Genomic DNA, 16439 nt, shown 5'->3' with positions numbered 1-16439 from the left:
AAGTCCCCCGATCCGGCGCTTCTTCTGACGCTCAGTCCTTGACGAGGTCGAAAATCCGGTAGGTCATCTCACCGCGCTCCAGGTCACGGTAGAACAACGAGCCCTCGACCACAGCGAATTCCCGTCCAAAACGGCGCAGGAAGAAGGGCAGCCGCTCGTTGATCAATTCGTTGGACCGCGGCGAGTTCAAGTAGAGGCCGCGAACCACCTCTTTGCTGATGTCGCGCTCATTGACCAGCCGCAGCGGCGGGGTGGGCAGAGTCTGCTGCCAGGACGTGATGTCTTCCTTGTTGCGGAAGTCGGTGTGCAGGAAGTGGCCGCCCGGGCGCAGCACCCGACCGACCTCGCGCACGAACTGGGCGAAGTCGGGGTAGATGTGTGACGCTTCGACGTTGATCACCGCATCGAAGGAGTCTTCGGGGAACGGCAGGTTCATCGCATCGCCCTGGACGAACTCCAGGCCCGGCACCTTGTGGCGCCGCTGGCAGAACGCCACCCCGTCGGGGTTGAAGTCGAGGCCGGTGTAGGAGGCCGGCTTGAGGGTCCGGGCCAGGAACGACGCGCCGCCACCGTGGCCGCAGCTGACCTCGAGCACCTTCTTACCGGCCAAGTCGATCTGGGTGGCGGTCTGGTGGTAGAGCTGGATCGAGTAGCGGTTCTGCTCGTCTGACTCGTCCAGCTTCAATCCCAGCGGCGGGTCCTGTTCGTAGCCCCAGTTCAGGAAGACGACGTCGTCATCTCCCATTCTCCGGGTCATGTAGGGGTACCAGTATTTGAAGACCTTCTTGTACAGCGGGAGCGCCGAGATGCGATAGACCAGTTCGGAGCCGACCTTTTCCAAGGTCTCAGATGGGGTGCGTACCATACCGAAAGTATGGCATAGCTCAGCCGGTCGCTTCAGCTTGCGGTGACCGCACCGGCAACTGCGTGCGCCGAGGCTCTCCGCGGTAGCGTGACGGCTCCCCGGTGATGTTGCAGAGGCGCCACATCAGCCGTCCGGCCGGGTTCATCAACCCGAGGTCGTCACAGAGCATTCGGATGTCAGAGAACATGTCGCGCAGTGCTTGCCTGGACTCCGGTGAAGGTGTCTTGAGCTGCTTACGCACCCGACGGGGAACGTCGAACTGCTGGAAGAATTGACGCGGCAGCACGGCCACGGGCTGCGCCAACAAGCGCATCACGACCGGGACGTACAGCGACATCCACAGACGGTTGATTCCCGACACATTCGGGACGCGTTTGCGAAGGTAGGCGTCGGCGAATGCGATGTGGCGCGCTTCCTCGGCGACGTGGACCGCCATGATCTGCCGCACCAACGGATGCCCTCCGACCTCGCGCAATGCGGTGGTCTGGATGACGTCGACCGGGATCTCGCCGGCCAACACCCCGAAGAAGAACACGTTGGGGAATGGGCCGGCGTACAGCGGCATCAGCGGCGAGAGCCGGCGCATCCAGCCACTCATGCCGGGAACATCGAAGCCGATGCGGTTCACCAGCTCCTGGAACATCAGGACGTGATTGCACTCTTCGATGGTCTCGTGCAGGCAGTAGCGGTGTTCGGGGGAGCCGATGGGGACCCGCGCGGCGTACTGGACCAGACCGCGGATCAATATGCTTTCGAACTGCAGGGTGACCTTGGCGATGTTGGCCTGCTGCCACATGCCCATAGCGATCTGGGTGTCGAGGCTCTGGCGGCCGTACCAGGGGTTTCGGGCGAGCGGTCCTCCTGTGAGCACCCACCGGGAATCGTTGGGCGCGATGGCGTTGTCGGGGGCGTCCCAGTCGATGTCGACCAGCGGGTCGAAGCGATGCCGCACAGAACTCTCGGACAGGGTGGCCAGCCTCGAGGTATAGGCGGAGTCGCCGGTGACATGGGTGCTCCGCCGTGTCCGGGCGTTGGCATGAACAAGGATCAGCAGTGTGAGGCACGCTGCCAGCGCCGCGCCCAGCAGTGCACTTTCCAGCAACCCGACCGTGATACCGAACATCCCCCACGCCCCCGAATTACGTTCTAAACCGATGGAACTATCCATATAAGATACCGAACGTTTTCCTCCGGCGCGGATCGCTGGATGCGAACGAACGACTCTTGGCGCCACGCCTTCCGACAGACTGCTGCCGCCTGCCGCGGAGACCCTCCCCTTACCATGGCTGACCAGGCGGTACGGCCATATATTTCAGAGTTGCGGTAGCGTGTTCTGCTTATGGGGACCCACCAGTACGACGCTGTCATCGTGGGCGCGGGCTTCGGCGGGATCGGCGCGGCGATTCAACTCAGCCGGCTGGGCTACGAGAACATCGTGATCGTCGACCGCTTGGACGGCCTTGGCGGGACCTGGCGGGTCAACCACTACCCGGGCCTGTCCGTCGACCAGCCCTCGACCACCTATTCCTATTGGTTCGAGCCCAACCCGTATTGGTCGCGGCTGTTTGCCCCTGGCAACGAGGTCCAGGCCTACGCCGAGCATGTGGCCGACAAATACGACGTCACGCGCTTCATGCGCTTCAACACGACGGTCGAAGGCGCCCAGTGGGATGAGGACGCCAAGCTGTGGCGGACCTCGCTGGCCGGCGGTGAGACGCTGACGTCGCAGTTCCTCATCGTTGCCACCGGCTTCCTGTGCCAGCCGAAGATCCCGGAGATCCCCGGCATCGAGTCGTTCGCCGGCCATATCGTGCACACCGCGGAGTGGGACCACGACTACTCGATGGCCGGCCGTCGCGCGGCCGTCATCGGAACCGGGTCCACCGGGATCCAGGTGATCCCCGAGCTGGCCAAAGAGGTCGCCGATCTGACGGTGTATCAGCGCACCCCGATCCTGGTGACGCCCAAGTCGGATGTGGTGTTCCCGCCCGTGGTGCAGCGGATGTTCGCCCGCGTGCCCTTCACCCAGCGGATCGTGCGGTGGCTCACCGACAACACCACGGACTTCATGATGGTGCTGACGATGTGGCGCTACCGGCGCTTCAAGTTCCTCAACAAGGCGATGGCGGCCCAGTCCGCGCTGCATCGGCGCCGCGCGGTGCGCGATCGTGCACTCGCCGAGAAGATGCGGCCCGATTTCGACTTCGGCTGCAAGCGTCCGTCGATCTCCAACGATTACTACCCGACCTTCGCCAAGGCGAATGTGCACCTGGAGACCGCAGGGATCGAGCGGATCGAACCCGACGGGATCGTCGCCCGGGACGGCAGCAAGCGGCAGGTCGACACCCTGGTGCTGGCGACCGGTTACGACGTGTGGGAGGGCAACCTGCCAGCGATCGAGGTGATCGGTCGCGGCGGTCGCAACCTGGGCAAATGGTGGCGCGAGACCCGTTTCCAGGCCTACCAGGGCATGACCGCCCCGGCGTTCCCGAACTTCATCAACATGGCCAGCCCGTTCTCCTGGGTCGGGTTGTCCTGGTTCAACACCGTGGAATACCAGACCCGACACATGAAGCGGTTGTTCGGCGAGGTGCAGCGGCGCGGGGCGCAGACCTTTGAAGTCACCGAAGACGCCAACGCCCGGTTCTACCAGCGGATGATGGATCTGCTGGACAGTTCGGTGTTCCACCTGGGCAACTGCGCGACGTCGAATTCGTACTGGTTCAACCAGAACACGGGGGAGGCCCCGCTGTTTCGGCCGACCTCGGTGCGCAGTGCTGTGAAAGAGCAGGATCACTTCCCGCTGTCGGACTATCAGATCGGATAGTTTCCGCGGCCGCGCCCCTGAACAGGGGGTTACAGTGGTCGTTTAGGTGAAATTGTCTGGTGGGGGGCCTCCGAACGTGACAAATACACACCTCCCGGGCCGTGGGTGGTCGTCGGCGGCGGCATTCGTTCGCCGATTCGCGGTGCCGATCCTGCTGGGCTGGGTCGCCGTTACCGTGCTCGTGAGCGTCGCCGTGCCGCCGTTGGAACAGGTCGCCCGGGAACACCCGGTGTCGCTGAGCGCCAAAGATTCACCCTCGATTCAGGCGATGGCACGGCTGGGGCACGACTTCGCGGAGTCCAATACCGACAGCGCGGCAGTGATCGTCATCGAAGGCGATGAGCCCCTCGGCGACGCCGCCCACCGCTACTACAACGACCTGATCGCACGGCTCAACGCCGACACCAAACACGTTGAGCACATCCAGGACTTCTGGGGCGACCCGCTCACCGCCGGCGGCGCCCAGAGCCCCGACGGCAAGGCAGCGCTGGTCCAGGTGAACCTGGCCGGAAACATGGGCGAGGCGCTGTCCAATGAGTCCGTCGAAGCAATCCGCGACATCGTGGGCCAAACCCCGCCGCCGCCCGGGGTCCATGCCTATGTGACCGGCAATGCCCCGATGGTCGCCGACATGAATGCCAGCGGCGACCGCGCGGTGCTCAAGATCCTGGTGGCCACCGTCTCGGTGATCTCGCTCATGCTGTTGCTGTTGTATCGCTCGGTCAGCACGGTCGCGTTGCTGCTGGCGGTGGTCGGGGTCGAGTTGGCCGCCGCGCGCGGCATCGTCGCATTCCTGGCGCACAACAATCTCATCGGGCTGTCCACGTTTGCGATCAACATCCTGGTGACATTGGCGATCGCCGCCGGTACGGACTACGGCATCTTTTTCATCGGCCGCTATCACGAGGCGCGGCACGCCGGCCAGGATCCGGAGACGGCGTACTTCAGCTCATACCGCGGCGTCGCTCATGTGGTGCTGGCCTCGGGGCTGACCATCGCCGGCGCCACGCTCTGCCTGAGTTTCACCCGCCTGCCGGTCTTTCAGACCATGGGCATCCCGTGTGCGGTCGGCATGCTCGTCGCGGTGGCGATCGCGCTGACCCTGGTCCCGGCGGTCATGGCGATTGCCACCCGCTACGGCCTGCTCGAACCTCGTCGCAAGATGTCGGATCGCGGTTGGCGCAGGGTGGGCACCGCGATCGTGCGATGGCCCGGACCGATCTTCATCGCGGCCTGCGCGATCGCGCTCGTCGGCCTGCTCGCGCTGCCGGGTTACAAGGTGAGCTACAAGGACCCGTCGTTCATCCCGCAAGACACTCCGGCCAACCTCGGCTGGGCCGCTGCGGCGCGGCACTTCCCGGAGTCGCGCCTGCTGCCGGAGGTGCTGCTGATCGAATCCGATCACGACATGCGCAACTCGGCGGACTTTTTAGTGCTCAACAAGTTGGCCAAGAGCATCTTCGCCGTCGAGGGTGTCGCCATGGTTCAGGGCGTGACCCGGCCCGAGGGCACACCGCTGGGGCACACCTCGATCCCGTACCTGATCAGCATGCAAAACGCCGGGCAGATGCAGAATCTCGACTTCGTCAAGAGCCGAGTGGACGACATGCGCCGGGAAGCTGACGATCTGGGGGGAACCATCGCCTCGCTGCAGCGGATGTACGCGCTGATGCAGGAGTTGGGCGCCAATACCCATCATGCGACCGGTGTCTCGCAAGAGGCGATGGACCTGGCTCAGCAGGTGCGCGGCAACCTCGCCGACTTGAACGAGAACTCCAAGGGACTCCGCGAATCGGTTGAGTCGCGAGCGGATTGCTCCACGAGTACTACCTGTATGTCGCTGCGAGCGGCGTACGCGTCGATGGACGGCACCACCTTGCTCACCGACAAGATCAACGAGCTGGCGCCCGACATGAGCAACATCGACGTGGTGACGCCCCAGCTGCTGGCAATGATGCCCGCGCAGATCGCCGCGCTCCGCAGCCTGCAGACCATGATGCTGACGTTGCACAGCACCATGTCGGGCATCATGGCGCAGGTCGAAGAGGTCGGCGGCGGGTCGGCAGCGATGGGCCAGGACTTCGACGCGGCGAAGAGCGACGACTCGTTCTACCTGCCCCGGGAAGCCTTCGACAACCCGGACTTCAAACGTGTGATCCAGCTGTTCCTGTCGCCGGACGGGCACGCGGCGCGGTTCTTCATCACCCACGACGGCTATCCGGCGACTCCGGAGGGCATGGCGCGGGTCAGCCTGATCAAGAAAGCCGCCGCCGAGTCGCTCAAGGGCACCCCGCTGTCGACCGCCAAGGTCTACGTGGCGGGCACCGCTGCGTTGTTCAACGACTTGCAGGGCAGCGCTGACTTCGACCTTCTGATCGCCGGAATCACCTCGCTGGCAATCATCTTCATCATCATGCTGCTGATCACTCGCAGCTTCATCGCCTCAGTGGTGATCGTCGGGACGGTGCTGGCGTCGCTGGGGGCGTCGTTCGGACTGTCGGTACTGCTGTGGCAGTACATCTTCGGCATCAACCTGCACTGGTTGGTGATGGTGATGTCGGTGATCATTCTGTTGGCGGTGGGGTGTGACTACAACCTGCTGCTGGTCGCCCGGTTCAAAGAAGAGATGGGCGCCGGCCTGAAGACCGGCATCATCCGCACCATGGGTGGCACCGGCAAGGTCGTCACGGCCGCCGGTCTGGTGTTCGCCTTCACCATGGCGTCCATGCTCGTCAGCGATCTGCGGGTGGTGGGCCAGGTGGGCACCACGATCGGGCTCGGCTTGCTGTTCGACACCCTGGTGGTGCGCTCGTTCATGATGCCGTCGATGGCGGCACTGCTGGGGCGGTGGTTCTGGTGGCCACTGAACGTGCGGGAGCACCCGGCGCGGGCGCTTCCGGTGGCTGTGCCGGCTGCCTCGGCTGCCACAGCAGGCGCGTCCGACGCGCACGACCGAACCTTCGAGGACATGGTCGCCACGGCGTTCCCGGAGCTGTCCAGCCGGTCGGCGGGCGACGATCGGCCCACCGAGGTGCTGGCCGCGATCCAGCCGCCGGAGGAAGAGAACGACCACTGAGCTGGGCCGAACCAGCTCTGGTCAGCGTGCCGCCGGGTGGGCTAGATTTAAACGAGCCATGATTGTAGAAAACATTGGCGGGGTCTGACGCGGCGTTCAACGGTGCCCGCCGGGGTCGTCGAACCGCTCGGAGGGGAGCGCCAAACATGTCCGATGCAGCCCTTTCTGCCGCTTTGGAGCGTGAGCATCTGCAGATCGACGCCGGAATCAGAGCCTTCCTGGAGGGCCTGAACGACGGCAGCGTCGACGCCGACGGCCTCAGCGCCACGCTGGCTGTGCTGCGACGCCACATCTACCTGGAGGAGCAGCTGCTGTTCCCGCCCATCAGCCGGGGCGCTCACATGATGGCGGTCTTCGGGATGATCCGAGGCCACGGCGAGATCTGGCGCACCATGAACGCTCTCGACGATCTGGCCCGTGCCGGCGCCGACCACGCGACCCTGCGGGTCGGCTGTTGCCGACTGCTGGACCAGCTGGCCGACCACAACAAGGTGGAGGAGCCGGTGATCTACCCGGCCGCCGACACTGGGTTGGCACCGGAGGTGGCCGCAGAAGTGGCCGAATTCCTTGCTGCCGGCCGGATGCCAGAAGGGTGGACCTGCGCGCGGGGAGCGGCCTGACCCTCATGATCCCCAGCCGTCAGGCTCCGGCGGCGATGAGTGCCGAGAGGCCCGCGTGATACGCAGCCAGGCTGTGCCGCCAGCCGATGTCGATCGCACCGCCGCTGTCCACGGCGATCTCGGCGCCCACGTGCACATACGGCGCGGGCGGCACCAGGGGGACGATGTCGAGGAAATTCACTACGCGATAACAGCATTCGATGGCTGCATCGAACGCGGCCTTGAAGTCGGGCACGCCGACGCGTGGGCCACCAAAAGTGGTCAGCCTCGGCTCGAGGGCGTTCGGCGGCATTCCTTGCGCGACATCCGGTGCGGCCAGCACAGCCAAGGCGGCACCGAGGCTGTGCCCGGTGATGAGGATCTGGCTGCACCCGGTGGTCGCCGCGGGCAGGTTGGCGGCGATCGAGGCCCGGACGCAGCCGTAGATGTCCTGGAACCCGGCATGTACCTGGCCGAATCCCGCCACCGGCGCATACGGCGCGGGGATGAAGTCGAAATCGGCGATCCAGTCCGCCACATCGGAGCTGCCACGAAATGCGATGAACGCGGTGCCGCTGGTGGTGTCGCGGCCCATCAACCCAAAGACGTTGGTGTCCTTGGCCATCGCCGTCGCAGGATGCTGCTCGGGCAGCGCGGCCAAGTGTGCCTGATCGGCTTTGATCAGGGCGGTTTGGCTGAACCCGGGCGGCAGCGTGGGCGCAGCGCCGGACATCACGGTGTAGGCCGCCGACGCCAGCGGCAGCACCACGTCGCGGGCGTACGACGGGCTGAATGCCACGTCCAACAGTCTAGAAGCCGCAAAGTTGTCAACGAGCCTCAAAGTTGTCCACAAGTTGGCAACGTTTAAACTTTGAGTCAACGGCATTGAACCGGCCATCACCGGGGAGCCTTCGGAAGAACAGCCGCACCGCCCCCGGGCCGGCTCAGTAGAACCGAACGGGACGGCCCGTCACAGCCTTACATCGAGCGGTCGTGCCCCGCAGGCGGGAGTGCGGCAAGCGGGGTGGTACCGCGGCGCTCGCGCAACCGCGCGGCGTCGTCCCCGGGCCGGGCCCTTGGGAGACGACACACCGTGAGCGAACGCAGCTATCCGAAGCCGGCCGCCGGCGCCCCCGACTTCCCGGCGGCTGAAGCCGCCGTCCTGGACTACTGGGCCGCTGATGACACGTTCCGGGCCAGCATCGCCCGCCGTGACGGCGCGCAAGAATACGTCTTCTACGACGGGCCACCGTTCGCCAACGGCCTGCCGCACTACGGTCACCTGCTGACCGGCTACGTCAAGGACATCGTGCCGCGTTACCGCACCATGCGCGGCTACAAGGTGGAGCGCCGATTCGGCTGGGACACCCACGGGCTGCCCGCCGAGCTCGAGGTGGAGCGCCAGCTCGGCATCACCGACAAGTCACAGATCGACGCCATGGGCATCGCCGCGTTCAACCAGGCCTGCCGGGATTCGGTGCTGCGCTACACGTCCGAGTGGCAGGCCTACGTCACCCGCCAGGCCCGCTGGGTGGACTTCGACAACGACTACAAGACCCTGGACCTGCCGTTCATGGAGTCGGTGCTGTGGGCGTTCAAGCAACTCTGGGACAAGGGCCTGGCCTACGAGGGCTACCGGGTGCTGCCGTACTGCTGGCGCGACGAGACCCCGCTGTCCAACCACGAGCTGCGGATGGACGACGACGTCTACAAGAGCCGCCAAGACCCGGCGCTGACCGTCGGGTTCCGGATCGTCGGCGGGGGACGGGCCGACGAGCTCGAGGGCGCTCACCTGTTGGTGTGGACCACCACCCCGTGGACACTGCCGTCCAACCAGGCGGTGGCGGTCAACCCGGATGTGACCTACGTGCAGGTCGCGGCGGGGGAGCGGCGCTACCTGATGGCCGAGGCGCGGCTGGGTGCCTACGCGCGTGAGCTGGGCCTGGGCGAGGGCGAACAGGCGCAGGTGCTGGGCAGCTACCAAGGCTCGGAGCTGCTCGATATGCGCTACGCGCCGCCGTTCCCGTATTTCATGGATTCGGCGAATGCCTTCCGAGTGCTGGCCGCCGATTTCGTGTCCACCGAGGACGGCACCGGCATCGTGCACCTGGCGCCCGCCTACGGCGAGGACGACAAGAACACCACCGACCCGGCCGGAATCATCCCGGTCACTCCGGTAGACGCCAAGGGCCGCTTCGACGTCACCGTGCCGGACTATGTCGGCCAGCACGTCTTCGACGCGAACAAGGCGATCATCGCCGATTTGAAGAACGGCACCGGGCCGGCCGCGGCCAACGGCGCGGTGCTGGTGCGCCACGAGACCTACGAGCACCCCTACCCGCACTGCTGGCGCTGCCGCAACCCGCTGATCTACAAGGCGGTGTCGTCGTGGTTCGTCCGGGTCACCGAGTTCCGGGATCGGATGGTTGAGCTCAACGAGCAGATCACCTGGTATCCCGAGCACATCAAGGACGGGATCTTCGGCAACTGGCTGCGCGGTGCACGCGACTGGTCGATCTCCCGAAACCGCTACTGGGGCACCCCGATTCCAGTGTGGAAGTCCGACGATCCGGCCTATCCGCGGATCGACGTCTACGGCAGCCTCGATGAGCTGGAACGCGACTTCGGGGTGCGGCCGGACAATCTGCATCGCCCCTACATCGACGAGCTGACCCGGCCCAACCCCGACGACCCGACCGGCCGTTCGACGATGCGGCGTATCTCCGACGTACTCGACGTCTGGTTCGACTCGGGTTCGATGCCCTATGCCCAGGTGCATTACCCCTTCGAGAACGCCGAATGGTTCGACGGCGGCGGGGGGCAGGCTGCCCATTATCCGGGCGACTTCATCGTCGAATACATCGGGCAGACCCGCGGCTGGTTCTACATGATGCATGTGCTGGCGACCGCGCTGTTCGACCGTCCGGCCTTCAAAACCTGTGTGGCGCACGGCATCGTGCTGGGTAGCGACGGGCAGAAGATGAGCAAGTCGTTGCGCAACTACCCGGACGTCAGCGAGGTGTTCGACCGCGACGGCTCCGACGCGATGCGCTGGTTCCTGATGGCCTCGCCCATCCTGCGCGGCGGCAACCTGATCGTCACCGAGGCGGGCATCCGCGAAGGTGTACGCCAGGTGATGCTGCCGCTGACCAACGCCTACACCTTCCTGACGCTGTACGCGCCGAAACCCGGTGTCTGGCGCACCGATTCGCAGCACGTCCTGGACCGCTACATCCTGGCCAAGCTGGCGTCGCTGCGCGACGACCTGACACAGGCCCTGGATGTCTGCGATATCTCCGGCGCCTGCGAGCAACTGCGACAGTTCACCGAGGCGCTGACCAACTGGTATGTGCGGCGGTCCCGGCAGCGGTTCTGGGACGAGGACGCCGACGCGATCGACACGCTGCACACCGTGCTGGAGATCACCGCGCGGCTGGCGGCGCCGCTGCTGCCGCTGACCACCGAGGTGATCTGGCGCGGTGTCACCGGGGAACGCTCGGTACACCTGACCGACTGGCCCGAGGCTGCCGATCTGCCCGCCGATGCCGCGCTGGTGGCGGCGATGGACCAGGTCCGCGAGGTCTGTTCGGCGGCGTCGTCGGTACGCAAGGCGCACCAGCTGCGGGTCCGGTTGCCACTGCCCAAACTCACCGTCGCCGTCGACGACCCGCAGCGGCTGGCACCGTTCTCTGACCTGATCGCCGACGAGCTCAACGTCAAGGCCGTCGAGCTGACCGATGACATCGCACGCTATGGGCGCTTCGATCTCGCGGTCAACGCGAAGGTGGCCGGTCCCCGCGTGGGTAAGGATGTCCAGGCCGCTATCAAAGCGGTGAAGGCCGGCGAGGGCGTCGTCAACCCCGACGGGACCCTGAGCGCGGGTCCGGTGGTGCTGCTGGAGAGCGAGTACACCTCCAAGCTCGTGGCCGCCGACCCGGAATACACCGTGGCGCTGCCCGACGGCGCCGGCCTGGTGGTACTCGACAGCGCCGTGACGCCCGAGCTGGAAGCCGAGGGCTGGGCCAAAGATCGGATCCGGGAACTGCAAGAGCTGCGCAAATCCAGCGGACTTGAGGTCTCCGATCGGATCAGCGTGGTGATCGCGGTGCCCGAGCAGCGGCTGGAATGGGCGCAGAATCACGCCGAGTTGATCGCAGGAGAGATCTTGGCGACCAGTTTCGAATTCGGCGAGCCCGCCGACCCCGCGCAAATCGGGGACGGCGTGCGGGTGTCCATCGCCAAGGCCTGAGGGGCCAGCCGCAGAAATTTCCGATCTCGGCCAGGACCGAGTTTCTCGCGCCCAGATTCTTATGGTCGACGGCGGCCCGTGGACGGGGCCTGCGCCGTTAGCTGTTGACAGCTCGATCCGAGCATTTATGCAGTTTGCGGTGGTAAAAAACCCTCCCGCCGGCGTGCGCAGACGGTACCGGTGAGGCCGGTGAAACGTCGGCGAAACAGCGCTGAACTGCCACGTCGGCGACTTCAGGGCCTGTTCGTCCCCGATTAACCTTCAGGCCATACGAACAGTTGTCTGCGGTTGGCTCTGACCCACCCGAATTGCCAGGAACCTGGCAAGCCGTTGCGTAACGCAACTCGGGTGGGTCCGTTCATTACTTGGCTAGAGGGGCAGGGCATTCATGGATTTCGGGGCACTCCCGCCAGAGGTCAACTCCGCGCGAATGTATGCCGGCCCCGGCTCGGCACCGTTGCTGGCCGCCGCGGCGAACTGGTCGGCGATGGCGACCGAGCTGCAGTACACAGCCACGTCGTATGCCTCGGTGATCGCCGACCTGGCGGACTCGGCGTGGCAGGGTCCCTCGGCGGCAACGATGTCGGCTGCGGCGGCCCCGTACGCGGCCTGGCTGAAGGCCACCGCCGTGGGAGCCGAGGAGACCGCGCTGAAGGCCACGGCGGCGGCCGGCGCCTATGAGGCCGCCTACGCCGCCACCGTGCCGCCGCCGGTGATCGCCGCCAACCGAACCCTGCTGGGAACGCTGGTGGCCACCAACTTCCTGGGACAGAACGCCCCGGCGATTGCGGCGACCGAAGCGCAGTACGGCGAAATGTGGGCGCAGGATGCGGCCGCGATGTACGCCTACGCCGGGTCGTCGGCAACCGCCAGCCAGCTGGAGCCGTTCAACACCCCGCCGGAGACGACGAACGGCAGTGGTCAGGTCAGCCAGTCGGCGGCCGCCTCCAGCGCGGAGTCGAGTTTGTCCGAGCTGCTTAACAAGATTCCGAACGCCCTGCAGAGCCTGATCACTAATCCGCTGACGCCCACCCAGATCGTGGACGACTACCAGGCGATCATCAAAACCGTCACCGGCGTGATCAGCACGGCGAACGGGCCCTACGGCATCAACCTCGCCAGCTCGGCGCGCAGCATCTACCAGATGGCGATCAGTATCCCGTCGGTGGCTAACGGGCTCGGGAACCTGACCAGCACGCTTAGCCCCAAACCGATCGTCGGCGCGCTGTCGCCGCTGCTGGCCAGCCCGCTGCTGAGCGGCTCGCACGCGGTCCCGGCGGCGGTGTCGGGAGCGGTGGGCCGGGCCGGGCTGATCGGCTCGCTGTCGGTGCCTTCCACGTGGGCCACCGCCGTTCCGGCGGTCAAGACCGCCACCGTGGCGCTGCAGGCCAGCGTGCTCGAGGCCGCCCCGGCGCTCGCGGTCAACGGCGAGGGCATGCTGGCCGGCCAGATGGCGCTGTCGAGCCTGGCCGGACGCGCGATCGGCACCCCGATACGTCAGGCCGCGGGCGCCACCGCTACCCGCGCGATCAGCGCCATCACCCACGTCACCAACAACCCGACGGCACCGGACATCGCCACCACCGCCACCGTCATCGTCATCCCGCCGATCGCGAAGTAACGAAAGCAGGTCGCGTTCATGGTTTTTCAGAGCTTCGCAGCACAGCCCCCAGAGGTCATCTCCGCCCAGTTGTATTCGGGACCGGGTGCTGACCCGTTGTTCGCCGCCGCGGCGGCCTGGTCGGGGCTGGGCGCCGAGCTGGCCGCCGCCGCATCCTCCTACCAGGCGGCGCTGGCAAGCCTCAGCGGCGGCTGGCAGGGGCCGGCGGCTGCCGCCATGGCCGCTGCAGCCGCGCCGTATGTGACGTGGTTGTCGACCACGGCAGCGCAGGCTGAGCAGACCGCCGCCCAGGCGACGGCGGCAGCCGCCGCCTATGAATCAGCCTTCGCGGGAATCGTGCCGCCACCGGCGATCGCGGCCAACCGCAGTCAGCTGGCTTCGCTGGTGGCCAGCAATATCCTCGGGCAGAACAGCACCGCGATCGCCGCCGTCGAAGCCGAATACGGACGGATGTGGGCGCAGGATGTGGCCGCCATGCTCGGCTACGCCGGTGCCTCGGCGGAGGCGACGAATCTGACCTCGTTCACCGCCGCACCGCAGACCACCAACGGTGATGCGGGCAGCGCAGACGCCACCGCCGAACCCGACCTGATCCAGCTGATCACCAAGGAGATCAACTCGTGGACGTCGGGCTATAACACCGGCTGGCAGAACATGATCGACGGTCTCACCGGCACCACCTACACCCACAACTTGTGGGAGAGCCACCTCTCCCTGGCCAACGGCGTCAGTGGCCAGACCGGATGGGTCAACGCCGTTCACGCCAGTACCAATCTGGGCATCACCCAGTTCCGGTCCGGGTACAAGGCGGTACTCCCGGCGATTCCGAAGTCGGCGCTCGGCGGACTGCACAGCTCCGGACTGATCCCGAGCGCAGGGCTGCGCACCGCGGGGGCCGCTGCGGGCAGCGCGATGCGCGTGGGAGCGCTCTCGGTACCGCCGAACTGGGCCAGCGCCACCTCGGCGATCCAGCTTGCCTCCACCTCGCTACCGACGACCGCCCTGGGTGCGGCTCCCGCGGCGGGAGCGGTCCCGGGCATGCTCGCCCCGGCGGCCCTGGGCAGTGCGGCCGGTGGCGCCTTGGGCGCGCCGGCCACCCGAACGGTGGCCCCGGTCGCCCGCGTGGTGTCGACCAACATCAAGGACCGCGAGGCGCCTGTTCCACTCGATCAGGTCATTGCGCAATTGCAGCAGACGCCGGACGTGGTGCAGCATTGGAACGTCGATCAGGCCGGCCTCGACGAACTTGTCGCGAAGCTGTCCCTGAAACCAGGCATCCACGCGGTGCACGTCCTCGACGACGAGGACATTGCGCTTGCCGGATCGCAGTCCGCGCTCGGCTGACGCGACTCCGATGCCTCACGATCTCGGCCGCCCCAGGAGGACCCCCATGAAGCTGTTGTTCGTCCCGATTGTCGCCGCCGCCGCGCTCGCTCTCGCCGCACCCGGACACGCCGATCCTGATGCGGTAGAGGTGAGTTCGGTCGACAGTACGGAGTTCATCACGTCGCTGCGGCAGGTCGGGATCGTCTTCGACAACCCGGCCCAGGCCGTCGCCGCCGCCGAAGCGCTCTGCGGATTGGCGGCCAACGGTGAAACAAGTCTGGAGCTGCTCAACGATGTCACTGAGGCCAACCCCGACCTGACCGTCGCCGACGCAGCGCGGTTCGCGGCGATCTCGGCGAAAACCTATTGCCCGCACCAGCTCAATAAGGGCGGCGGCGGGTCGAAGTAGCGCTGGCTCAGGTTTGACGGCCAGCCAGCGCTGTTGACCGCCCGCGGCACCCACTCGACCCTAGTCGGATTCGGCCGCAAGATGGAGCGCCCAATAGGCTTAAGCCCGTGGACGCCCGATGGGTCCTGCACCTGGATATGGACGCGTTTTTCGCGTCCGTCGAGCAATTGACCCGCCCGACGTTGCGGGGCCGGCCGGTACTGGTCGGCGGGCTCGGGGGCCGCGGCGTGGTGGCCGGGGCCAGTTACGAGGCGCGGGTTTTCGGTGCCCGCTCAGCGATGCCGATGCATCAGGCACGCCGGTTGGTGGGGGCCCCGGCGGTGGTGCTGCCGCCGCGTGGCGCCGTGTACGGCATGGCCAGCCGACGGGTTTTCGAGACCGTGCGTGCGGTGATTCCGGTCGTCGAGCAGCTCTCCTTCGACGAGGCGTTCGGGGAACCGGCCGAGCTGGCGGGCGCAAGTGACGCGGAGGTGCTGCGGTTCTGCGAACACCTTCGCCGGCGGGTGCTCGACGAGACCGGCTTGGTGGCGTCGGTCGGGGCGGGCTCGGGCAAGCAGATCGCCAAGATCGCCTCCGATCTGGCAAAGCCGAACGGGGTGCGGGTCGTCAGCCGCACCGAGGAACGGCTGCTGCTGGACGGGCTTCCGGTACGCCGATTGTGGGGGATCGGTCCGGTCGCCGGGGAGAAGCTGCACCGACTGGGCATCGACACCATCGGACAGCTCGCCGCACTGACCGACAGCGAAGTCGCCGACATTCTGGGCGCCACCATCGGTCCCGCACTGCACCGGTTGGCTCGGGGGATCGATGACCGGCGGGTCGCCGAACGTGCTGAGGCCAAACAGATCAGCGCCGAATCGACCTTCGCCGTCGACCTGACCACCTTGGAGCAGCTGCGGGCTGAGATCGGTCCGATCGGTGAGCACGCCTACCGCAGGCTGCTGCGCGACGGGCGTGGCGCTCGCACAGTGACGGTGAAACTCAAGAAGGCCGATATGAGTGTGCTGACCCGCTCGGCCACGCTGCCCTACGCGACCACCGACGTCGCCGCGCTCACGGCGGCCGCCGGCCGGCTGCTGCTCGATCCGCAGGAGGTCGGCCCGATCCGGCTGCTCGGTGTGGGGTTCTCCGGGCTGACCGATGTCCGCCAGGAGTCGCTGTTCCCGGATCTCGAATTTCCCGCCGTAGCGGCCATCACACCGGAAGTAACTGTGCAAGAACCACTTTCATCGATGACGGCGATCTCGTGGCGAGTCGGGGATGACGTCAACCACCCTGACCTCGGTCATGGTTGGGTCCAGGGGGCCGGCCACGGGGTGATGACGATCCGTTTCGAGACGCGCGGCTCAGGCCCCGGCCCGGTCCGCACGTTTCCCGACGATGAGCCAGCGATCAGCCGCGCCGACCCGGTCGCCAGCCTGGACTGGCCGGACTACGTCGTCAGCCCGGAGGAACTCGGCTAGCTCG

General features: G+C 66.4%; 10 protein-coding genes and 1 pseudogene. 8 read left to right on the top strand and 3 right to left on the bottom strand.

All coding sequences use genetic code 11. The features are described from left to right. Positions 1-31 precede the first annotated feature (31 nt). Both RCP37_RS11360 and RCP37_RS11355 read right to left on the bottom strand, forming a co-directional pair. The gene (locus tag RCP37_RS11360; RefSeq protein WP_308483237.1) at positions 32-865 is read right to left on the bottom strand and encodes a phthiotriol/phenolphthiotriol dimycocerosates methyltransferase; all 834 of its coding nucleotides are present in this window, start codon (positions 863-865) and stop codon (positions 32-34) included. A gap of 19 nt (positions 866-884) precedes the next feature. Beyond that, positions 885-1988 (bottom strand): AurF N-oxygenase family protein, encoded by a 1104-nt coding sequence (locus tag RCP37_RS11355; RefSeq protein ID WP_308483236.1) that lies wholly within the window; start codon positions 1986-1988, stop codon positions 885-887. 216 nt (positions 1989-2204) lie between these two features. Here RCP37_RS11355 and RCP37_RS11350 point away from each other — a divergent pair, with 216 nt between their 5' ends. The 3 genes and pseudogenes from RCP37_RS11350 to RCP37_RS11340 all read left to right on the top strand — a co-directional run bounded on the left by RCP37_RS11350 (position 2205) and on the right by RCP37_RS11340 (position 7388). Then, positions 2205-3692 (top strand): flavin-containing monooxygenase, encoded by a 1488-nt coding sequence (locus tag RCP37_RS11350; RefSeq protein WP_308483235.1) that lies wholly within the window; start codon positions 2205-2207, stop codon positions 3690-3692. Between the two features lie 76 nt (positions 3693-3768). After that, positions 3769-6603: pseudogene (locus RCP37_RS11345) on the top strand (MMPL/RND family transporter); the annotation flags it as partial. Between the two features lie 311 nt (positions 6604-6914). Next, a complete protein-coding gene (locus RCP37_RS11340; protein WP_308483233.1) occupies positions 6915-7388 on the top strand; it encodes a hemerythrin domain-containing protein in 474 nt (157 codons plus the stop codon). Between the two features lie 19 nt (positions 7389-7407). Here RCP37_RS11340 and RCP37_RS11335 read toward each other — a convergent pair whose 3' ends face one another. Beyond that, entirely contained in the window at positions 7408-8166 is a 759-nt protein-coding gene (locus RCP37_RS11335; RefSeq protein ID WP_308483232.1) for a lipase family protein, read from the bottom strand. Between the two features lie 294 nt (positions 8167-8460). On the opposite strand from RCP37_RS11335, the gene ileS reads away from it, so the two are divergent. The 5 genes from ileS (at position 8461) to RCP37_RS11310 (ending at position 16435) form a co-directional block, all read left to right on the top strand. Beyond that, positions 8461-11616, top strand: coding sequence for an isoleucine--tRNA ligase (ileS, locus tag RCP37_RS11330; protein WP_308483231.1), 3156 nt, complete (start codon positions 8461-8463; stop codon positions 11614-11616). Positions 11617-12004: 388 nt separating this feature from the next. Continuing rightward, on the top strand, positions 12005-13237 hold the full coding sequence (locus tag RCP37_RS11325; protein ID WP_308483230.1) for a PPE family protein: 1233 nt from the start codon (positions 12005-12007) through the stop codon (positions 13235-13237). A gap of 18 nt (positions 13238-13255) precedes the next feature. Then, complete coding sequence (locus RCP37_RS11320; RefSeq protein ID WP_308483229.1) at positions 13256-14581, top strand: PPE family protein; 1326 nt, start codon at positions 13256-13258, stop codon at positions 14579-14581. Between the two features lie 46 nt (positions 14582-14627). Further along, positions 14628-14972: a DUF732 domain-containing protein gene (locus RCP37_RS11315; protein ID WP_308483228.1), complete on the top strand. Its 345-nt coding sequence runs from the start codon at positions 14628-14630 to the stop codon at positions 14970-14972. 107 nt (positions 14973-15079) lie between these two features. After that, positions 15080-16435 (top strand): DNA polymerase IV, encoded by a 1356-nt coding sequence (locus RCP37_RS11310; protein WP_308483227.1) that lies wholly within the window; start codon positions 15080-15082, stop codon positions 16433-16435. Positions 16436-16439 lie beyond the last annotated feature (4 nt).

It is taken from the genome of Mycolicibacter sp. MU0102, from assembly GCF_963378105.1.
Lineage (GTDB): Bacteria > Actinomycetota > Actinomycetes > Mycobacteriales > Mycobacteriaceae > Mycobacterium > Mycobacterium holstebronense.
This window is presented reverse-complemented; position numbering and strand designations above follow the sequence as displayed.